20 protein-coding genes are annotated in these 19,973 nt (G+C 39.6%); 15 read left to right on the forward strand and 5 right to left on the reverse strand.

What is annotated here, in order from left to right:
* Positions 1 to 13 precede the first annotated feature (13 nt).
* The 7 genes from rpmI (at position 14) to B9A58_RS16510 (ending at position 6,335) form a co-directional block, all read left to right on the forward strand.
* Entirely contained in the window at positions 14 to 208 is a 195-nt protein-coding gene (gene rpmI / locus B9A58_RS16480) for a 50S ribosomal protein L35 (protein WP_084373962.1), read from the forward strand.
* Between the two features lie 100 nt (positions 209 to 308).
* A complete protein-coding gene (gene rplT / locus B9A58_RS16485) occupies positions 309 to 653 on the forward strand; it encodes a 50S ribosomal protein L20 (RefSeq protein ID WP_084373963.1) in 345 nt (114 codons plus the stop codon).
* 164 nt (positions 654 to 817) lie between these two features.
* A complete protein-coding gene (locus B9A58_RS16490) occupies positions 818 to 2,875 on the forward strand; it encodes a tetratricopeptide repeat-containing sensor histidine kinase (RefSeq protein ID WP_084373964.1) in 2,058 nt (685 codons plus the stop codon).
* On the forward strand, positions 2,875 to 3,504 hold the full coding sequence (locus tag B9A58_RS16495; protein ID WP_084373965.1) for a response regulator: 630 nt from the start codon (positions 2,875 to 2,877) through the stop codon (positions 3,502 to 3,504). Before B9A58_RS16490 ends, B9A58_RS16495 begins: the two co-directional genes overlap by 1 nt.
* 119 nt (positions 3,505 to 3,623) lie before the next feature.
* Entirely contained in the window at positions 3,624 to 3,830 is a 207-nt protein-coding gene (locus B9A58_RS16500) for a response regulator transcription factor (RefSeq protein WP_084373966.1), read from the forward strand.
* Between the two features lie 11 nt (positions 3,831 to 3,841).
* Positions 3,842 to 5,539 (forward strand): hypothetical protein, encoded by a 1,698-nt coding sequence (locus tag B9A58_RS16505; RefSeq protein ID WP_139793942.1) that lies wholly within the window; start codon positions 3,842 to 3,844, stop codon positions 5,537 to 5,539.
* Positions 5,540 to 5,693: 154 nt separating this feature from the next.
* Entirely contained in the window at positions 5,694 to 6,335 is a 642-nt protein-coding gene (locus B9A58_RS16510; protein WP_084373968.1) for a hypothetical protein, read from the forward strand.
* Positions 6,336 to 7,111: 776 nt separating this feature from the next.
* On the opposite strand, the gene B9A58_RS16520 is transcribed toward B9A58_RS16510, so the two are convergent.
* Complete coding sequence (locus B9A58_RS16520; protein ID WP_084373970.1) at positions 7,112 to 7,627, reverse strand: DUF350 domain-containing protein; 516 nt, start codon at positions 7,625 to 7,627, stop codon at positions 7,112 to 7,114.
* Entirely contained in the window at positions 7,617 to 8,414 is a 798-nt protein-coding gene (locus B9A58_RS16525; RefSeq protein WP_084373971.1) for a hypothetical protein, read from the reverse strand. The genes B9A58_RS16520 and B9A58_RS16525 overlap by 11 nt, the downstream gene beginning before the upstream one ends.
* A 91-nt stretch (positions 8,415 to 8,505) precedes the next feature.
* On the opposite strand from B9A58_RS16525, the gene B9A58_RS16530 reads away from it, so the two are divergent.
* The gene (locus tag B9A58_RS16530) at positions 8,506 to 9,294 is read left to right on the forward strand and encodes an RMD1 family protein (protein WP_221407872.1); all 789 of its coding nucleotides are present in this window, start codon (positions 8,506 to 8,508) and stop codon (positions 9,292 to 9,294) included.
* Position 9,295: 1 nt separating this feature from the next.
* Here the strand turns inward: B9A58_RS16530 and B9A58_RS16535 are convergent, their stop codons facing one another.
* Entirely contained in the window at positions 9,296 to 9,862 is a 567-nt protein-coding gene (locus B9A58_RS16535) for an RNA polymerase sigma factor (protein ID WP_084373972.1), read from the reverse strand.
* 69 nt (positions 9,863 to 9,931) lie between these two features.
* Here B9A58_RS16535 and B9A58_RS16540 point away from each other — a divergent pair, with 69 nt between their 5' ends.
* The 4 genes from B9A58_RS16540 to B9A58_RS16555 are packed head-to-tail and all read left to right on the forward strand — an operon-like array spanning position 9,932 to position 14,041.
* Complete coding sequence (locus B9A58_RS16540; protein ID WP_221407873.1) at positions 9,932 to 10,657, forward strand: C39 family peptidase; 726 nt, start codon at positions 9,932 to 9,934, stop codon at positions 10,655 to 10,657.
* A gap of 3 nt (positions 10,658 to 10,660) precedes the next feature.
* Positions 10,661 to 12,097, forward strand: coding sequence for a RimK family protein (locus B9A58_RS16545; protein ID WP_084373973.1), 1,437 nt, complete (start codon positions 10,661 to 10,663; stop codon positions 12,095 to 12,097).
* A gap of 1 nt (position 12,098) precedes the next feature.
* A complete protein-coding gene (locus tag B9A58_RS16550) occupies positions 12,099 to 13,355 on the forward strand; it encodes a carboxylate-amine ligase (RefSeq protein ID WP_084373974.1) in 1,257 nt (418 codons plus the stop codon).
* Positions 13,334 to 14,041 (forward strand): N-formylglutamate amidohydrolase, encoded by a 708-nt coding sequence (locus tag B9A58_RS16555; protein ID WP_084374028.1) that lies wholly within the window; start codon positions 13,334 to 13,336, stop codon positions 14,039 to 14,041. The genes B9A58_RS16550 and B9A58_RS16555 overlap by 22 nt, the downstream gene beginning before the upstream one ends.
* 51 nt (positions 14,042 to 14,092) lie before the next feature.
* Here B9A58_RS16555 and B9A58_RS16560 read toward each other — a convergent pair whose 3' ends face one another.
* Entirely contained in the window at positions 14,093 to 15,343 is a 1,251-nt protein-coding gene (locus B9A58_RS16560; protein WP_084373975.1) for a M56 family metallopeptidase, read from the reverse strand.
* On the reverse strand, positions 15,336 to 15,713 hold the full coding sequence (locus tag B9A58_RS16565; RefSeq protein WP_084373976.1) for a BlaI/MecI/CopY family transcriptional regulator: 378 nt from the start codon (positions 15,711 to 15,713) through the stop codon (positions 15,336 to 15,338). The genes B9A58_RS16560 and B9A58_RS16565 overlap by 8 nt, the downstream gene beginning before the upstream one ends.
* Positions 15,714 to 15,880: 167 nt before the next feature.
* Between B9A58_RS16565 and B9A58_RS16570 the strand changes: the two genes are divergently transcribed.
* The 3 genes from B9A58_RS16570 to B9A58_RS16580 all read left to right on the forward strand — a co-directional run bounded on the left by B9A58_RS16570 (position 15,881) and on the right by B9A58_RS16580 (position 19,799).
* A complete protein-coding gene (locus B9A58_RS16570) occupies positions 15,881 to 16,312 on the forward strand; it encodes a Fur family transcriptional regulator (protein ID WP_221407874.1) in 432 nt (143 codons plus the stop codon).
* 120 nt (positions 16,313 to 16,432) lie between these two features.
* A complete protein-coding gene (locus tag B9A58_RS16575) occupies positions 16,433 to 18,691 on the forward strand; it encodes a TonB-dependent receptor (RefSeq protein WP_084373978.1) in 2,259 nt (752 codons plus the stop codon).
* 58 nt (positions 18,692 to 18,749) lie between these two features.
* Positions 18,750 to 19,799 carry a S66 peptidase family protein gene (locus tag B9A58_RS16580; protein WP_084373979.1) on the forward strand — a complete coding sequence of 350 codons (1,050 nt, stop codon included), beginning with the start codon at positions 18,750 to 18,752 and terminating at the stop codon, positions 19,797 to 19,799.
* Positions 19,800 to 19,973: the final 174 nt, after the last annotated feature.

A 19,973-nucleotide genomic window follows, 5' to 3' on the forward strand; every position in this document is an offset into this window, starting at 1 on the left:
TCAATATATACAAATGCCAAAAGTTAAAACTAAAGCAGGAGCTAAGAAAAGGTTTAAGCTGACAGGATCTGGTAAAATCAAAAGAAAGCATGCTTTCAAAAGCCACATCTTGACCAAGAAAGAAACCAAGCAGAAGCGAAACTTGACTAAAATGGGCTTAGTCCATAAGTCAGATGTAGCTAATGTTAAAGAAATGCTCAACATTTAATTCCGATAAGATCGGAATTAGGTTCAAATTTTCACCAGAGTATTGGTTAGTAAGTATCGAGCGAGAGCTAGGACGCCAATAATCAAAAAAGTTAAAAATTATGCCAAGATCGGTAAACACAGTAGCGAGTAGAGCTCGCAGAAAAAAGGTTCTGAAATTAGCCAAGGGTTATTTCGGAAGAAGAAAGAATGTATGGACGGTAGCTAAAAATGCCGTTGAAAAAGGTCTTAACTACGCTTATAGAGACAGAAAAGTTAAGAAAAGAGAATTCAGAAAATTATGGATTCAGAGAATCAACGCTGGTGCAAGAGAGCACGGCTTGTCTTATTCTCAGTTCATGGGCAAATTGTCTGCCTCTGACGTTGAATTGAACAGAAAAGTATTGGCTGATTTAGCAATGAATCACCCGGAAGCTTTCAAAGCAGTAATAGATCAGTTGAAATAAACTGATTTGCTTTATAGATATGGAGACCCTGACGATTTCGTCAGGGTTTTTTTGTGCCTAATTTTTGCCCAAGAGAATATCTGTCGATCATCAGTAGTCTTGATCAATTTGATTATTCATTAAAAAGTAAGATATTATGAAACCAAGACATAAATATCTACTCAATGACTACCAAGCAACTTCATCTAATCATTGGACTGCTATTTAGTTTGAATTGTTCAGCGTTTTGTCAAGAATTCAAACCATTGCTAGCGCAGATTAAAGACAGTTCCATTTCGAAACAAATCAAAATTGTAGAAGATTCTGCATGGGCATACATGTATCGTGATTATGCTATGGCCATGAAGTTTGCCAGATTGGCAAGTCAATTGGCATTAGATAGTAAATATGTAAAAGGCCAGGGGTTTACGTACAATACAATTGGCGTCATTTACCGAAAACAAGGGAAATATGATTCGAGCAAATGGTATTACTCTAGAGCATTGAATATTTGGCGAAAATTGTCCGACACCTCACAAATTTCAACCGCATATCTAAACCTGGCCAATCTAGAAAAAGCTAGAGGCAACAATGATTCAGCACTGTATTTTGCACAAACAGGTCTGCTCATGGATATACAACGGAAGGATAGCTTGAGAATGTCTGGGAAATATACGTCGTTAGGCAATATATATATTGCCATGGGGCAATATGAATTAGCCATGGAAAATTTCATGACTGTGGTGGGGATAGACGAAGTTCTAGGGGATTCTATGAATCTAGGTATTGACTATGCCAATATTGGCGATATGTTGTTCTCCATAGATGAGTTTGAGGAGGCTAAAAAGTACTATCAGGCTAGTATTACCATAGACAGTTTAATTGATAACAAACAAGGGTTAGCCATTAGTATGGGTAATTTGGCTGGCACTTTAAAGGAACTTGGTCAGTTTGAAGAATCGAAAACGAAATACTTAGCTAGCCTTCAGATAGCTCAGGAAATAGGAGATGAAATTGGAATAGCCGAATGTAGTATTAACATTGGTGCTTTGTATTTGAATAAAAATCAAACAGATAGTAGTAGACAGTATTATAATTTGGGACTTTTGATAGCACATAAACTGGATGACGATTGGTATAAATCATTGGCTTTCAATGGATTAGGTAAATTGGATTTGATTCAAGAAAAATATAAAAGTGCAATTGAAAATTTGCAACAGGCCAACCGTCGTGCCAATAAACTCTCTTATGCGATTGTACTGATAGATAGTTATAAATCTCTAGCAAAAGCTTATCGCGGAATAGGTGACAACAATCGTGCTTATAATTACTTAGATAAACATTTAACGCTATCGGATAGCATAAACGATGTAAAAACCAAGGAAAAGGTAGCGGAACTGGAGGCTAAATATCAAAACGAAAAGTATCTGCGTCAAATTGATGTGTTGAATCATGAAACTCAGTTGCAGGCTGCTATGATAGAGCGAAATGAATTCCTCTTTTTGGCAATCGGCACATGTAGTGTATTATTAATTTCTTGGATTTTTATGACTTACAAGAGAAAGGTTTACCATCAAAGAATTGCGATGAAAACCCAACAGAATCAAGCAAAATCTGATCAAATCAAAGCAGTGATCCAATCTCAGGAGGCAGAACGCACGCGATTTGCCATGGATTTACATGATGATTTTGGTCAATTGATTTCAGCCTTGCGCCTGAAGGTGAATCAAAATTCTGATAAAGATATGGAGACTAATCAAATGCTGGACAAGATGTATCTCTCTCTAAAGAATATAGCTTTCAATCTAATGCCACAGACCTTGGTAGAACGAGGCCTGGTAGATGCCGTTGATGAACTTTGTGATCAATTGAATCAGTTAGGGTCTATGGATGTTCAAGTTCGAGCCTTTGAAGTCGACGAGTTGGCTATCGCTCCTAATAAAGTGGAGTTGTATAGGATATTGCAAGAAGTATTAAACAATATCATGAAGTATGCTTCCGCTTCAAAAGTTGGTATTAGCCTGACTGGTCTGGACAATGAACTGAATATCATGATTGAAGATAATGGCAGGGGTTTCGATACGAAGGCATTAACCTTAAGCAAGGGCAATGGATGGCGTAATATTGCTTCACGACTAGACCTTATGAATGGTACATTCGAAGTAGATAGTGTGGAAGGGCAACCCAATTCTACTGTCTCCATAGTCATCCCTTATTTATCTGAAGCAAAGAGAGTGGCCTGATGATAAAAAGAACGAATATTATCATTATTGACGATCATCAGATATTAATTGATGGTGTAGTAGAATTGCTCAAAAACCATGCGGCTTTTCATGTGGTTGGGACGGCTTCGGGATTTCAGAGAGCTTTAGAATTGGTAGAAAACCATCAAGTAGATGTGGCTATTTGTGATCTAAATATGCCAGACATTAAAGGATCAGAATTAATTCCAAAACTGAAGGCTATCCGTTCAGCGCTTAAAGTAGTTGTCTTGAGCATGCACGAAGAAAAACACGTGATCAAAGAGGTGCTGAAAGCAGGAGCCGATGGTTATGTTTTAAAACGGTCTACACACAACGAATTAATAGATGCGATCACAGCAGTAATGGCCAATCAAGCTTTTGTAAGTGAAGCTATTACTCAGATGCTTGTAGATGAGATCAAGCATCCAACTGTAATTGATCATTTGAGCGAAAGAGAAATTGAAATCATCAAACTCATCGTTCAGGAAAAGACCAACCGCCAAATAGGCGATGAGCTTTGTATCAGTGAGAAAACAGTTGAAACACACAAAAGAAATATCTTTCGCAAAACCAATTGTAGCTCAGCAGTTGGACTTACCAAATTCGCGCTATCATATAATCTGGTCTGATTAGCTAAACGCATCCCACTAATCGAAAGTGACTAAGGGTATTCCCCTAGTTGAAAATCAGGTATTACCCTGATGAACTCCCTTCTATGATCAATGAACTTTGAATAAATGTTCTTGACATGCACAATTCATTAACCAAAAGAGAAAATCAGGTTCTAAAACTAATTCTGGCAGAAATGTCAAATGCCGCCATTGCTGAGCAATTAGAAATTAGTGAAAAGACTGTGGAGAGTCATAGAAAGAGTATTTATCTCAAAACTGGAACCAAGACGATTGTTGGCTTGGTGAAGTTCGTCATTCAATCAAAAATTATTAGAATCAACTAAATATTACAATCATGAAAACGAGAAATTACATATTGTGCATTCTAATGCTACTGAGTGTAGTGGTGCATGCACAAATTCTGGAAAAAGAGGTGGTATTCGACTTGGATAAAAGGGAGGCTGGAACTGCGGCTATCAATGGTTATCCAAATGACATTGTGGTGGATGATGTCAAAAAACAATTTGAACTAGTCTATGTGACTAAAGCAAAGAAAAAGTATTTGGTAAAGAATAGGATTGTTTTTGACTATGATCTCAATCATCTTACAACAATTAAGGATGAAATAGATATGTCTGGCACTGCCGAAGATGGGCCATCTGTGGAAATAGCCAAGTCCAATCCAAATTTTAGGGGAGAACATATAGTACAAACCAGTTTGCAGCTGACCACCACCCTCGCAAGTACTTATAAACTGGAAAAAACAGAGGTAACCATGGATTATGATTGGACTTCTGGTCAGTACAATTCAAAAGTGAAGGTGTTGGAAGAGGTGAAGGCGAAGACGCTCTTTGGTAAGGTCATGTACAATCCATACACCACGCACTACAATAATCCTTTAACTGGAGATTTAATTTATGTCAATGGGGTAATAGAGAAGACTTTTTCTACGACAGGCTTTAAGATCAGTAGAGTGACACCTGATTTGGAAAAAACTGATGTGGATATGATCGAATTCAGCTATTATCAAAAATTCTTTGATGGCGGCTTTATTACCAATGAAGAAGGTCTACAGGATAAGATATTGATCTTTGCTGCTGCTGGTGGAAAAGGTGTATATAAACCAAAAAACAACCAATCACCTAATGCGAACGAATGGACCTTTGTGCGGTTAGGGCCAAACGGAAAGATTAAAGGCAGGGCATCCTTTCAAACCAAAGTGAATAATTGGAATATTTTAGGGGCCGTGCTCAAAGATGGCTCAGTCTACGTCTATGGTCCAGGAGAAACAAAGGGTGTAAATGAAGAGCATCAAAAATTAATGGCTATCATTGGCACAGGTAAGCAGGATGCATTTCAAATTCTAAAGGTGACGGGCAACAAAACGGATTTTGTAGCTGGCCCTACGCTGGATGCTATGAATGCTGTAGCTTCAAAACCAGCTAATCAGAAGAAGATCATTGAATATGATGGACGAAAGGTGGAGTTTAGAAATTTCAACTTTGCCACGAATGGCGATATGTTCATTAGTGCTCAAGATTACAGCAAGGATGCCCGTACCACTATGCCACTTTACAAGGACTTCTTCATGTTTCACTTCGGCAAAGATGGTTCATTCAAGCGTTTGTATGGCATTGAATCTGTCAAAGATAAATCAGGTCTGGCTGGCGCTGTGGATCCAAATACTGATCCAAGATTTTATCCTGACAATGGCGAAGTATTTCAGGGAAAGGGAGGAGCCATGTACTGGAATATCTACGGAGTAAATAGAGTGGATAAATATGTAAGTTCTTGGACTTCTGGTAATTATGAATATACCCAAACCACATGGATTCCAAGGCTCACTGGAGCCATAGCTAAGTTTGATGTGGCCAGTGGTAGCATAGATGAGGTAAAGGAGTTTGGCGATGGTGAATTTACACTTTACAATATTCCTGCGATTGGAACGCCCTCGATTGCGATAGAAAATGGAACTAAGAAAATTTATATAGGCAATGGTGGAACAAAGGGCCGCCAAATATGGCTTGGCAAAATGGATCCTTCGAAACTGTAGAAGTAAAGTCAAATAGAGGGCTAATCGTAATTGAATTAAGAAAAACCACTCATCAGTAGGTGAGTGGTTGCTTTGTTTGTAGTGGGACTTTGTGAGTCTGGGCTAGATGTTCTAACTTTCTTAGAAACAGATCAATACCTAAACCTGACTGACCATGCACTATAAAATACTTATTCTGCTTTTCTTATTGTCTGCCTGCAGTCAGCATTATTTTGATCAGCCCCAACCTGTGGATGGTCAAAATATCTATGCGTTCCCGGAGCCGTTTCGCGGTATTTGGACGGACGGAAGAGACTCGCTGATTGTTGGGAAATTCTATTTTTCGAATATTGAATATAAAAACCTATCGATACCATATACAAAAGCAGACACTACTGCTTATGCCATTTTTAAAAACAATAAAGTGTACCCGTATGACTCTCTTCGTCAACAGATCATGGGGACGAGTCAGTCTTTTGAGATTCGTAATGATTCTATTCATTACTCAACCAGAGATATTCTCGAAGTGCAATTGGGTAAAAGGGCTTTTTTGAGACAGGTAGGAGATCAATTTGCTCTCAATGTGAAGGGAGAAAACGAGTGGTGGGAATTGTTTTTGATGGGTGTTACTGATCAAAAAAAAGTAGTTGTCACTTATCCGAATGTTGACCTGCTGATGTCAAATAAAATAAAGCCCATATTGTCCAATTCAGAAGAAGATTACTTCGAAGTGAGATGGACCACTGAGGAATTCCAAGAGTTGATCCAGAATAATATATTTTCTGATACGCTATTGTTTATTGATCAACAAAATTAGCCAAAGTTGCTAATGGTTGAAGACCTTAGCAAGCTTTAGACTTAGCCAATGCCCTGTCGTGAATCTAATATAGCTACACTTATACCAGATAATTATTACCACGTTTACAATCGTGGTATTGATAGTTGCACGATTCTTAAAGAAGACCGACATTATAGAATTTTCATAGAAAAATACTCTCATTACCTTTCCTTATTTGTAAATACCTATGCGTATTGCCTACTTGGAAATCATTTTCATTTTCTGATTCAAGTGAAGTCAGACGACGAAATTAGAAGGGCGGCTAAAGTTAAATACCCCACAAAGTCCATTGATGACGTGAGCTTTTTTTTTAAGTAGACAATTTGCGCATTTATTCAATAGCTATGCACAACTTTTTAATTCAGAGATGCATAGAACGGGAGCATTGTTTGAAAAACCATTTCGTCGAGTGCTAGTTGATTCTGAAGTTTATTTTTCCAGATTGGTTTCGTACATACATCAAAATCCAGCACAGCATGGAATTATTAATGACTTCCGAAAGTATTCACATTCTTCCTATCAAAGTCATTTAGCCAAGGGACAACCAAGCTTAGGCGAAAGGAAGTTATCAGTTGGTTCGGAGGCGAAGAAGACTATGTCAAATTTCATGAAGAAATTCAAATAGAAAGAGATCTGAATAAATATTTGATTGACCTGCGATATCTACCTCGGATTGACCAGATCTTTGACCATTGTCAACCAAGCTGGATTGGTGTCGCTAATGGTCAAAGGCCTTAGCAAGCACACAAATGGAGCTACCTAGGTGGCAACTCTGGATATGGGATCAAAGATTCTATGACTAAAGCCACGCCATCTTTTGTCAGTAGTATCAAAGTAATAATGATTGCCCCAGATATGATCGCTACGCCTATGTTGTTGTTTTTCATTTCCACGAATTCATCAATAGGAGTCAACTTGGAGTAAATCAATATTCCGATTAGGCTAATACCCAAACCTGCTGAGTAGGCAATGAAAATATAAATACCCCCACGAAACAAAAATGAAAGAAATAAATCCGAGGCACTTTCTTCAGCATTGGACAATAGCCTGAAAGAAGAAACTATAGGCTCGATTGTACCACTCACCATCAGTCCCATACCAAATAAAACACTAGCAATAAAAATGCTATAGGCTACATTATTATGGCCAATGTCAAATCGTTTTTTGCCATACCATTTTAGAATTTTGTAAGTAGTAGAAAGTATCACCAGCCCCATACTGATGGCTGATAGAATTTCGATGATACCAAGAAAAAAGACGTTAGAGTTCATGCTTTAGTGCTATATCCCAATATTTTTTATTATCCATTCCTGGAGGAATGATGCCAGGCTCCCAACCAGTAGCTGTGGTTTCCCAAAAGTAGTATTTTTCACCAGCAATCGTTAAGTACTCACCTGCAGCAGGAATATTCAGTGCCAACATGGAATGTCGGTACTCCTTGCTGATGAGTACCACTGGGTCATAATTGAAATGTCTAAGGATGGCATAAATCAATACTGTTCGAGAATCGCAGTCCCCTTTCAAAGTATATAAAAACTCTACAGGAGAGGTGATCCCATAGCGCTGATTGCCGTAGCAGGGATGATCACTATAGTCACTGGTGCAAGCCTCTGACAAAATATATTGATAAGGTATGTCCTGAATCATTTTGACTACTGCATGGGCAAATGCAGCGTAGCTCAAGGAGTCAACTTTTGATATATGATCAAGAGAATCTACAACTTTCTTCATATATGGCTGATCTGCTTCAGCCAGTTGTCTGTACACCTTTCCCCAAAATTCAGGGTAGGAGTAGGCCTTGGGATTAGATATTTTGTTTTTGAATAGTGAAGCTCTTTTACTGGTTGCTTCGTCCATTTCATAGGATAGACAATAGTCTGCGTGGTATTTAAGGTCTTTCCATGCCCTTTGATGAATCACAGATGCATTTTCTACTTGGCTGAATTCATCACAAGATTCAATGTGATATGCATGGGATTCTTGCCACAGTGAGATAATCACTGATTTATTAATAAACAGTATCACCAATACCCATGCGAGAATTTTCCATCCTTTCACAAGGCCAATGATAAGTATTCAAAAGGAATGATTAACAAGTTGTAGTGACTTTTTTGAAAAGCTACGTCCAACTTCGAAAAACTGTTATACAATGCCTGATTCAATAAATACGCTTAGAGCTTTTCACGTCCAGCATGCCATCAACTTAAAGGAATGCAAAGCAACTCTATCAACCATGGTCGCAGAAACCAGTTCGATGGATTTATTCTTTTCTCTTGGTGAAGGAAAATACGGTCGGATATTCAATTATGGTGTGGTAGTCTTCTATGGATGCACACAAGAAGTGATTTCCAAAATATTTATGGAACTGGCCATTGTAAAAGATGTCAATGAATTAGAATATTATTCTGATGACTTTGGTATTAGACAATCTGAAGGAGATTATAAAATCAATTTCCATTACATCAGCTTACCAGAAATCAATGAGGAAGTGATCCGGATTGCCATGCTGAACTTAGGGCAAAGCTTGGCGCTAAAATATTATGACACAGTTTCTCAAGACTTGCTCACCAGTATCAGAGGCTTTACTGGAGAACTAGAGACGAGAGGTAGATTAAGGATTGGTCAAAGGAGCATTCTTAAATTCGTAGGCAAGGCACTGAATACTCAAAACAGAATAGCAGAAAATCTTTACATTTTTGATGCGCCTGCTGTGACTTGGGAAAATGAATATTTGGAAAAGGTAAACCTGACACTTTCTAAGCATTTCGAGCTCAGTGCAAGGTATCGATCCATTGATAGCACCTTCAAGATCATTAAGGATAATCTGTCTGCCTACTTGGATTTGTATCACCACAAGGAGAGTAGCAAACTAGAGTGGATCATTATCATTTTGATCTTGGTCGAAGTGTTGGATACTTTTATTTCCAAGATGCTTTGATCTATTTCTTTCTGAGTTTTTGATAGAGTTCGTTTACATGAGTGCGTGCTCTTTTGAGTCTCATTTTGACAGCACTTTCGGACAGTCCCAAACTTGTTTGGATATCTTTGATGGAGTGCTTTTCCTTATACTTCAGGAGTAATAGCATCTTTTCTTCTGGCGAAATGACCTCCAGGAGCTCTTCTAGTATTTGAAAGGAGAGTTCCTCGGGTATTTCATCTACACCCTCTATCATTTCTGCTATCTCATCGGCCATTTTTTCTGTAATGACTTTGAGCACCTGACTTTTTTTGTTTTTTCTCAGGTAGTCCATGCAGGTGTTGTGTACAATAGCAAAAAGCCAGGTGGAGAATCTTGCTTCCCCTCGGAAATATTTGAGTTTCAAAAAGACTTTAATCAGCACCTCCTGGCAAAGATCTTCAGCTGTGTCCTCGTCCTTTACATAACTCTTGCACTTCTTGAGAATGCCTTTTTCATGTCGTTCCGTCAAAATTGAGAAATAGGAGAGGTTCCCTTCAGACTGAAGGATCGCAATCAACTCTTCGTCAGAAATATTTTTGTCTATCATGAATGACCTTGGTGACTTTTTCTAAACCCTGCGTCCAATGGTGAAATATAGATAAAGTAATAGCATAAAATGCAAACTACAATCAAAGAAAAGATACTAGACGTAGATATAAAAGCACAACCAAACGATGTGACTTGTGGTCCCACCTGTCTGCATGGTGTTTACAACTACTACGGAGATGTCATTCCCTTAAAAGAGGTTATTCAGCAAGTCAGTTCATTATCCACAGGTGGTACTTTGGCGGTTCTGTTAGGCATTCATGCACTCCAAAGAGGTTATGAAGCCACCATTTACACCTTCAATCTCCATGTGTTTGACCCCTCTTGGTTTAAAGGAAAGGTGGATTTAGTAGCCAAGCTAAAAGCACAAATGGAGGCCAAAGCAGACAACGAAGTATTAAAGGCAGCTAGCCAGGCATATCTCGACTTTTTGTCTTTGGGCGGGACCATCAAATATGAAGCACTTACACCTGCTTTAATGAGATCTTATTTGGCAAAAGACATACCCATTCTTTCAGGCTTAAGTGCGACCTATCTGTATGATAGCCCTAGAGAATATGGCGAATTTGACGTAGTATATGATGATATCAAAGGCGAACCTAGTGGTCATTTTGTGATTGTGAATGGCTATGATCCTGACAGCCGTCAGGTTTATATTGCAGACCCTTTAAAGTATAATCCTATTAGTGACCATCAGTATTATAAGGTCAGCTATCAGAAAATGATTACCTCTATCATGCTTGGCGTAGTGACTTATGATGCCAACTTATTGATGGTCACTCCAAAACTAAACTAACGCATGGCAAAACTTATTATAACCGAAAACCCTGAAAAATGGGACTTGAATTTTGATGGTGTAACCGTGGTGACTCCCACGATTTATTTTGGAGAAGCTGAATATCAATCTAAGAAATTCAAGATCATCAACTTGTGCAAATCACACCAATATCAAAGTGTCGGTTACTACGTTTCGCTTTTGGCAGAGGCGCGTGGACACAAGGTAATACCTGAAATAGCCACACTCCAAGATTTTAGATTCCCATCTTTGATTAAGGATGATGCTGAAGATTTTGAGGACATGATCAACGAAAGTTTGAAAAATATTCAGGAATCAAAATTTGAATTGAAGGTGTATTTTGGTCATACAGGGGAATCGGCTTTTAGTCGCTTGGGGGCTTTGATATTTAATTTATATCAGGTGCCAATTGTTCAGGCAGTGTTTGTAAAGAAAGGTAAATGGCAGTTGCAGTCTTTGAAGACCTTGCATCTGAATGAGATTGGAGAAAGTGATTTTCCCATGTTGCAAAGGGCACTTCACTTTTATGTGATGGGCAAAAATGTAGTACGCAAGAAGTATGCGCGCAAGAAATATGATTTGGCAATATTGCTGAGCCCAGAGGATCAGACCCCACCCTCTTGTCCAAAGGCCATTCAGAAATTTATTTCTGCTGCTGAAAAGAAAGGCTTCAATGTGGAGATCATCACCAAAAACGATATTGGCAAACTGGTGCAGTTTGATGCCTTGCTCATTCGGGTGACTACCAATGTAAACCATTATACCTATCGCTTCGCGAAAAAGGCGGAATCAGAAGGGTTGGTGGTATTTGACGATCCCAATTCAATATTGAAATGCACAAACAAAGTGTATTTACATGAGTTGCTAGTAGCTAACAAGATCAAGGTGCCTAAGTCGCATATCTTGAGAAAGGATCATCAGGAAATACCAGGCGAGTTCAACTATCCTTTGGTGATCAAGCAGCCTGATGGTTCCTTTTCGAAAGGCGTGAAAAAGATTGCCAATGAAGAGGAACTGAAACCTGCGCTCAAGGAGCTCTTTAGTAAATCAGAGCTGTTGATTTTGCAGGAGTTTGTGCCTACTTCTTATGATTGGCGGGTGGGGGTTATTGACGGAAAGCCACTGTATGTGTGTAAATATTTCATGGCACAGAACCACTGGCAGATCGTAGATTGGAAGAAGAATGGTGAGCATAGAGAAGGCAAAAGTGAGACCATCAAGGTAGAAGATGCGCCTGCTCAATTGATTGAAACAGCCATAAAAGCCACCTCGCTTATAGGCAAGGGACTCTATGGTGTAGATGTCAAAGAAATAGACGGGGTTTTTTGCGTCATTGAAGTAAATGACAACCCCAGTATAGATGCTGGGGTAGAGGACAAAGTCCTCAAAAATGAGTTGTATGCCAGAATAATGGATGCGTATTTAGAAAGATTGAATTGATATGAATACAAGAATGCACCTGTTTCAGCGCTATGGGATAGAGCTGGAATATATGATCGTAGATATTGATACTTTGGCCATTAGGCCAATCACGGACGATTTGATCAAAAGCGTACTAGGAGAGTATAGTAATGAAGTAGACCGTGGACTTGTGACTTGGAGTAATGAACTGGTGCTTCATGTCCTCGAATTGAAATGCTCCAAGCCTGAAGCTGATCTTGTCGCGCTTACTGAAGGTTTTAAAGAGAACATTAAAGACATCAACCAAAAGCTATTGGCCTACAATGCTAAGTTGATGCCGAGTGCGGCTCATCCATTGATGAATCCAGAGAAGGAGACGTTCTTGTGGCCTCATGACAACAATGAAATTTATGACATCTACAATCGCATTTTCAACTGTAAAGGACATGGCTGGTCAAATCTACAAAGTACACACCTCAATTTGCCGTTTTACGACGACGAGGAGTTTGCCCGTTTACATGCAGCCATTCGTTTGATATTACCAATTCTACCTGGAATAGCGGCCAGTTCACCTATATTGGATGGGCAGCCTACAGGATATTTGGACAAGCGCTTGGATTATTATCAATCCAACCAAAAAGTGATCCCTGAGATTACTGGCAAGGTGATTCCAGAAAGAGCTTTTTCTAAAAGGCATTATCACAAGATGATTTATGATCCGATCCAATTGGCTGTTGCACCTTTTGATGACGAGCATATTTTAGAGCCCGTATGGCTCAATTCGCGAGGTGCCATCGCACGATTCGACAGAGGCTCTATCGAAATCAGATTGTTGGATATTCAGGAATGTCCAAAGGCCGATATGGCGATTGTGGCCTTGATTATAGGGATACTAAAGGTATTGACTGCAGAGAAGGTTTCGAGTTTTCATGATCAGCAAAGCTGGACTGCTGCTGCTTTGAACAGAATGTTCCAGCAGATGATAGTGACCGCAGAAAATACTGTGATTACTAATTCTGACTACTTGAAGGTATTTGGATTAGATAAAGAACAAATGACAGCCAAAGAACTTTGGGGTCATTTGTTGGAGTTGGTGAAAGTGCATCATCCGATTTTTATTGGACCTTGGCTTGATGTACTGCATGAAATACTTGAGGCAGGGACATTGGCTACAAGAATCATGACAGCTTTGGATGGTATTTATACTGAAGAGAATATCAAACTCGTGTATAATGAGCTTACAGATTGTTTGTCTAACAATGAAATTTTTGAGTCATGCGTAAAAGAAAAATTATAATCACGTGTGAGCATGGTGGAAACTATATTCCTCGTGAGTTTAGGTATTTGTTTATAAAACATGAAAAGGAGTTAAATTCTCATAGGGGGTGGGATATTGGGGCTTTAGAAGTAGCTAAATATATGTCCAGGCACATTCCAGCACCGCTTTCCTATCAGCGCGTGTCAAGGCTTTTGGTAGAGTCCAATAGATCACTTCACAATGAAGAGCTATTTTCTCAATATTCCAGAGAATTGGAAAAACCCATCAGAAAATATATCCTGAGCAAATACTACCATCCCTATCGCCATGCGATAGAAAAGAATATTAATAGATGTATTGCAGAAGGGCAACTGGTGTTGCACTTGTCAGTACATAGCTTTACTCCAGTGCTCAATGGTGTAGAGCGGCAGGTGGATATAGGTTTGCTCTGTGATGAATCTCGATGGTCTGAAATGGAATTTTGTCAAATGTGGAAAAGACAGATTGAGCAGCTACTCCCACAAAAATTGGTGATGGTCAACGTACCTTATAATGGGGCAGATGATGGATTTACTACTTATTTGAGAAACCAGTTTCCTGCCGATAAATATTTGGGAATCGAGATAGAGATCAACCAGAAGTACGTAGGTCAGGAGGAGATGTCAATTGTCAGATCCGCACTATCCAATAGCTTGATTATTTCAGAGGATCTGGTGGAGGAATAAGAACAATAGGCATAGCATGGATCAATGCCTATTGTTTATGAAGTGAAGGGATTAGCCTCTGAGTTTAAAAGAAACTGGCATAATCATTCTGACTTTTACAGGCTTGTCGTCTACTAATCCTGGCGTCCATTTAGCTGCTGTTTTCATTACCCTAACTGCCTCGGCATCACAACCAGCCCCAATCCCTTTTATGGATTTCACGTCTGTGATGTCACCTTTTTCATTGACAATGAACTGCACAAAAACGCGCCCCTCAATGCCATCTTTTCTGGCCTGAGTAGGGTATTCCATGGTTTCTGCTACCCATTGATAAAAGGCAGTCATCCCACCATTAGGACCAGGTTGTACATCCACCATGTCATAAACGCCATCCATGCCTTCTGCTTTTTTTACTGAGGAAGTTTGGGCCTGAGCGATAGCTGTAGCGGCTGCTTGATCATCCATGCTACTGAGCTGTTCGGCGGCATCTTCACATCCAAATACTATCACGAGTGCCAGTCCAAGCACGAAGGGTACAATTTGTTTGATTTTCATAATTTGATTGTTTTGTTGATTTATCATTTTAATTCTTTTAAGTGTTGATGATGTATAAAAGGCATGTGCCAGTACGAAACCACTCTTTTTGATTGCATGGCTCGCTAAGGTTTGCACATAAGTTTTTTTGTTCATGAGGTTAATGGCTTTGGCGTCGGCCAAATATTCATGATTAGTTCTTGCCAGTTTTTTTACTAGTAGAAAAATGGGATTGATCCATAGAATGACACTTAGGATTTCAAGAATCAGAATATCCAGCGAATGTTTTTCCCTCGCATGGATCACCTCATGTGATAGAATTATATCTCTCTCACCCTCATCCAATTGATCCCCTAGGTAGATGGTATCCCAAAAGGTGTAGGCCTCAGAGCTATTTTTGAGCGAATACAAATGGTAGCCTTGCTGGGTAATGGATTGCCTGCGCGCAATTAATAGGGGAACTGCTTTTCTTACGATTCTGAATAGTAAAAGTGCCACAATAACTATATAGACATATAGCCAAAGGGCATAAGGAATGAAAATTGAAGCTGCTTCTGTAGCATTTAGCTCTAATGTTTCTAATATGATGGTTCCTGCTACCAGATTGGAAGGAACACCTGCTACCCTGAATTGTATCATGGGCAATAGGAGTGACAGAAAAACACTGCCCAGTAAGTAAAAACGATTGAACACAAAGGCTTTTTCTTGTTTGAGTGCCAGTAGATAGAATAGACTGAAAGCACCTAGCGCAAAGCCTGATTCTAATAAATAATTGAAAATACTATTCATGACCAGTGGGGTTTGAGTCTTTTTTGGCAATGGTTATCAATTCATTCAATTCGTTCACATCCAAATTGTTTTCCTCGGCAAAAAAGGAGACGAGATTTTTAAAAGATCCGCCAAAATAGCCGTCCATGAAGTTGGATAAATAAAACTTGGAGTAGTCTTTTTTGGCAATGATTGGGAAGTACTCGTAGGTCTTGCCGTATGCTTTGTGTGAAACAAACTCTTTTGTTTCCAAAATTCTCACAATAGTAGATACCGTGTTATAGGCGGGCTTTGGGTCAGGCAGTTTGGCAATGATGTCGTGCACCACCCCACGCTCTATTTGCCATAAGGCCTTCATCACTTGTTCTTCTGCTTTTGTTAGTTCTTTCATAATGCTCAAATTGTAACGTAATGTTATAACTAAATAATTAGTTGTAAAACTAAAATGATAATTATTTAACTGTAAAATTCTTTTTATTAGCTTGATTTGCCTGAAAGGCAATTTTCAGCAAACTAACCATAATGCAACTTTATTGCGTTATGGTTAGTTTTGCACTTATGGAAGCAATGAAAAGACAAGAGATTCTTAAGAAGCATAGCCTTCGGATTACCGATTGTAGGCTAGAGGTGTTGGACTATTTTATTAAGCACGAAAGAGCTTTGTCTCAGAAGGATCTGGAAGATGCGCTAACAACTTATGATCGAGTGACTCTTTATCGTACGCTTCATAGTTTTATAGACAGCGGGGTCTTGCATAAGATCCCCAATGATAACGGCATTGCTTCTTATGGTATATGCTTTGATACTTGTAGCCCAGATTCACATCAGCATGATCATGTTCATTTTAAATGTACCTCCTGTGGCCAACTGGAGTGTGTAGAGGAGCATATACACTTACCAGCTTTCAATCTGCCAAAGAATTATAAAGCGCAGTCTGTTGATATCATTGTCAACGGCTTGTGTGGCAATTGCAGCCTCACATCCAAATAGTTCACCATTCGAATGTAATAGATTGCCATCCATCAAAACCCACATATTTATTTATGCAATGATGTTGCATAAATAAATTTCAATCTTATATTTGCAACATCATTGCATTTAATAAACGACATGAATAAGCTTTTTTTTACCCTAATATTCTTTTACTCCTCCATAGCCTTGGGACAGACCTTCAAGGGTCAGGTCAAAAATGCAGATACGGATGAGCCTATTGCCTATGCCAATGTGTACATAGAAGAAACTCAGAGTGGTACCCGTACGAATGAATCTGGATATTTCAAGGTAGATGTTTCTATTCTTACCAAAATGACTTTACAGATATCGTACATGGGATATCAGACATTGGTTCAGCACGTAGATATTGAGAATCTGGAAAACAATTTATTTCTACTTGAGCCTTCCCATTTGCAGCTGGATGAGGTAGTAGTGGCCGTACCTGGTGGCAAACTGGGCAGTGAAAATGTCGTCAGCATTGAGCAACAGTCTATGGTGGATTTGAATTTTAGCTCTCCACCTACTTTGGCCATGGCCATCACCCAAATACCTGGTGTGGAGCAAATCAGTACGGGTTCTGGAATAGGAAAACCAGTAATTCGAGGCCTTACGGGAAACCGCATCGTGGTTTATTCACAAAATACGCGTTTAGAAAATCAGCAGTTTGGTGGCGAACATGGGCTGGGAGAAAATGCCTTGGGTATAGAAAGGGTAGAGGTGGTAAAAGGGCCAGCCTCACTACTATATGGCGCAGATGCACTAGGAGGTGTGCTTTATTTGATTGATGAGCGCTACACCCAGGAAAATAGGATAGAAGGATTTGCTGCCTCAGGATATACTTCAAATACAAAAGGTCTTAAAAGCAGCTTGGGATTCAAAATGAACAAAAATCGAATCAAGTGGAATTTGTTTGGGGCTTATGGCAATCATGCAGATTATCAAATACCAAATGATCAGAGGGTAGTCAATACCCGATTCAATGATATTTCTATTAAATCTGCGCTGGGCTATCATAGAAAAAACTGGGTGGGAAATATCAGATATAGCTTCTTGAAAAATAATATTGGAATCCCTGAAGAGGCGGCATATACAAGTGAAGTGGAACGAGAAATGGAATCTCCTTATCAGGAAATTGGCCAGCATATCATTAGCTTTGAAAACACCTTTTATTTGGGAGAAAATGAAATCAGTGCCATTCTTGGCTTCACGAGCAATCGCAGAAAGGAATTTGAAGAGCATCACGAGCATGAGGAAGAAGAGGAGGAAGAAGAACATGAGGAGCATGAAGAAGGTGAAGTGGCGCTGGAGATGTTATTAAACACTTTTACCTACAACCTGAAAAGCAAATTTGAACTGTCTTCTCATAAAACCTTCCTTACTACTGGTCTGCAAGGCATGTATCAGACCAATGAAAATTTTGGAGAAGAAATTCTGATACCTGACGCACATACCTTTGACTTAGGAATTTATTCTGTAATCAATCACAGCTCAGCCAACGATTTCGAATGGCAGGGTGGTTTAAGGTTTGATATCCGTAAACTGGATACAGAAACAATGAGTACTCATGATGGGAGTATTCCAGAATTCAACCAAACTTTTGCTGGATTCAATGGCTCCTTTGGCGTGTCCAAAACTTGGAATCAGTTGACCTTGAAAACGAATCTGTCGTCTGGCTTTCGTCCACCAAATACTGCTGAACTACTTTCAGATGGCGTACACCACGGGTCGCTTCGATACGAAAGAGGTAATCGTGAGCTGAACAGTGAAAGGGCCGTACAAGCTGACCTGACTTTTGAGCTGAATTCAGAGCACTTTCATGTGGGCTTGAGTCCTTTTTATAACTACATCAATCAGTATATTTATTTACAACCGGGCTTACAGGTGATTGATGATTTTCCCGTATTCGACTATGATCAAACCAATGCCAAATTGTATGGAGGGGAGATCAGTCTGCATTATCACCCACATCAAATTCACTGGTTGCATATCGAAAGTAGCTGGAGCAGTGTGACTGCTGAAGACGAAAATGGCGATGCCTTACCACTTATTCCAGCCAATCGACTAAGTAGCAAAGTCAAGGCTGAATTCAACCAAGATGGCTGGATTGAATTCAAAAATATTTTCATAGAACATGTATATAAATTTGATCAGGATCGGGTGGGATTGGACGAAACGCCAACTGATAGTTATGGTCTGCTTCATGCTGGTATCAATATTGAGTTTCCTTTTCAAAAAGGAGGTTTAGTATGGCAAATTGGGGTGAATAACATCCTGGACAATGAATACATTGATCACCTCTCCAGACTCAAGAGCCACGGAATTTATAATCCAGGAAGAAATTTTAGTTTTTCACTTCGCTGGAATTGGGGTGGTTGACTTTAGTTAATAATTCAAATCGCACTTTTTCTAAACGCATTTCCTTATTTTCGATCCTATGGATCGAAGAAGTTTTGTAAAGAAATCTGCTGTAGCCTCTGCTGCTTCCCTGCTCACCATCAGTGCGGCCAATGCTCAAACCAATGAAGGTTTACAATTGATTAAACCCAAAGCCTTGAAGAAAGGTGATACCATAGGATTAATCACGCCAGCAAGTGCTGTGACAAGGCAGGCTTTTGAAAAGGCAGTGGACAATCTGGAAAGCATGGGTTTTGAAGCGAAGTACAGCGAAAACATGAGCGTTCGAAAAGGGTTCTTGGCTGGCACTGACCAACAGCGACTGGACGACTTGCATCAGATGTTTAAAGATCCAAACATAGATGGTATCGTTTGTGCCAGAGGAGGCTATGGGTCTGGTAGATTACTGTCAAAAATCAACTATGATCTGATCAAGGCCAACCCAAAAGTATTGATGGGATATAGCGACATTACAGCCTTACTTTATGGTATTCACAAAAAAACGGGCATGGTTTGTTTTCATGGGCCAGTAGGGGCTTCTGAGTATTCAGAGTTTACCGAGAAGGGCTTTGAGCGTGTCTTGATGAAAGGCAAAACGGCCAAGTTTGACGTGCCCAAAGCATGGGAGGAGATTGAAGATCCAGCTTTCCAGACCTTACCCATCGTAGCAGGAGTGGCCGAGGGTGCTTTGGTGGGTGGCAATCTGAGTTTGATGTGCTCCCTAATGGGGACACCTTATGATATTGATTTTAAGGATAAGATAGTTTTCATTGAAGAAATAGGCGAGTCGCCCTATAGAGTGGATCGCATGCTCACGCAGTTACTCAACTCGGGTAAACTCTCTCAGGCGAAAGGGATCGCTATAGGGGTATTCAAAGGTTGTGAAACCAAACCAGATGACCCTGACTTTGCCTTATCTACCAGTTTGGAGAATGTACTAAAAGACAGATTTAGTAATTTCAATATTCCAGTACTTTATGGTTTGCCCATCGGGCACATTGATGATAATGCCACTCTGCCTTTTGGCATCCAGGCCGAATTGGATGTAGAAAAGGCTAGTTTGAAGTTGCTGGAGAGTGGGGTGGAGTAGAAAGATTAGCTGTTATCCAAAAGGAATTGTCACGCCCCCATTTAATGACACCAGGCAAGGCTGATAGCACACCAAGTTCTCTCAAGAATACTCAGTTTTATCTCGTCATTGCCAATGGGAAGAATAAACTGACCATTTGATGCAGAAGACTTGAGGTTATAAATATGAATTGGT

The organism is Reichenbachiella faecimaris, assembly GCF_900176375.1.
GTDB classification, from domain to species: Bacteria; Bacteroidota; Bacteroidia; order Cytophagales; family Cyclobacteriaceae; genus Reichenbachiella; species Reichenbachiella faecimaris.

Excerpts from the sequence above, each read along its gene's own strand:
- B9A58_RS16560 (WP_084373975.1), bottom strand. The coding sequence starts at position 15,343 with ATGAATAGTATTTTCAATTATTTATTAGAATCAGGCTTTGCGCTAGGT.
- B9A58_RS16520 (WP_084373970.1), bottom strand. The coding sequence starts at position 7,627 with ATGAACTCTAACGTCTTTTTTCTTGGTATCATCGAAATTCTATCAGCC.
- B9A58_RS16510 (WP_084373968.1), top strand. The coding sequence starts at position 5,694 with ATGCACTATAAAATACTTATTCTGCTTTTCTTATTGTCTGCCTGCAGT.
- B9A58_RS16565 (WP_084373976.1), bottom strand. The coding sequence starts at position 15,713 with ATGAAAGAACTAACAAAAGCAGAAGAACAAGTGATGAAGGCCTTATGG.
- B9A58_RS16535 (WP_084373972.1), bottom strand. The coding sequence starts at position 9,862 with ATGATAGACAAAAATATTTCTGACGAAGAGTTGATTGCGATCCTTCAG.
- B9A58_RS16540 (WP_221407873.1), top strand. The coding sequence starts at position 9,932 with ATGCAAACTACAATCAAAGAAAAGATACTAGACGTAGATATAAAAGCA.
- B9A58_RS16545 (WP_084373973.1), top strand. The coding sequence starts at position 10,661 with ATGGCAAAACTTATTATAACCGAAAACCCTGAAAAATGGGACTTGAAT.
- B9A58_RS16490 (WP_084373964.1), top strand. The coding sequence starts at position 818 with ATGACTACCAAGCAACTTCATCTAATCATTGGACTGCTATTTAGTTTG.
- B9A58_RS16495 (WP_084373965.1), top strand. The coding sequence starts at position 2,875 with ATGATAAAAAGAACGAATATTATCATTATTGACGATCATCAGATATTA.
- B9A58_RS16555 (WP_084374028.1), top strand. The coding sequence starts at position 13,334 with ATGCGTAAAAGAAAAATTATAATCACGTGTGAGCATGGTGGAAACTAT.
- B9A58_RS16530 (WP_221407872.1), top strand. The coding sequence starts at position 8,506 with ATGCCTGATTCAATAAATACGCTTAGAGCTTTTCACGTCCAGCATGCC.
- rplT (WP_084373963.1), top strand. The coding sequence starts at position 309 with ATGCCAAGATCGGTAAACACAGTAGCGAGTAGAGCTCGCAGAAAAAAG.
- B9A58_RS16500 (WP_084373966.1), top strand. The coding sequence starts at position 3,624 with ATGCACAATTCATTAACCAAAAGAGAAAATCAGGTTCTAAAACTAATT.
- B9A58_RS16570 (WP_221407874.1), top strand. The coding sequence starts at position 15,881 with ATGGAAGCAATGAAAAGACAAGAGATTCTTAAGAAGCATAGCCTTCGG.
- rpmI (WP_084373962.1), top strand. The coding sequence starts at position 14 with ATGCCAAAAGTTAAAACTAAAGCAGGAGCTAAGAAAAGGTTTAAGCTG.
- B9A58_RS16550 (WP_084373974.1), top strand. The coding sequence starts at position 12,099 with ATGAATACAAGAATGCACCTGTTTCAGCGCTATGGGATAGAGCTGGAA.
- B9A58_RS16580 (WP_084373979.1), top strand. The coding sequence starts at position 18,750 with ATGGATCGAAGAAGTTTTGTAAAGAAATCTGCTGTAGCCTCTGCTGCT.
- B9A58_RS16575 (WP_084373978.1), top strand. The coding sequence starts at position 16,433 with ATGAATAAGCTTTTTTTTACCCTAATATTCTTTTACTCCTCCATAGCC.
- B9A58_RS16505 (WP_139793942.1), top strand. The coding sequence starts at position 3,842 with ATGAAAACGAGAAATTACATATTGTGCATTCTAATGCTACTGAGTGTA.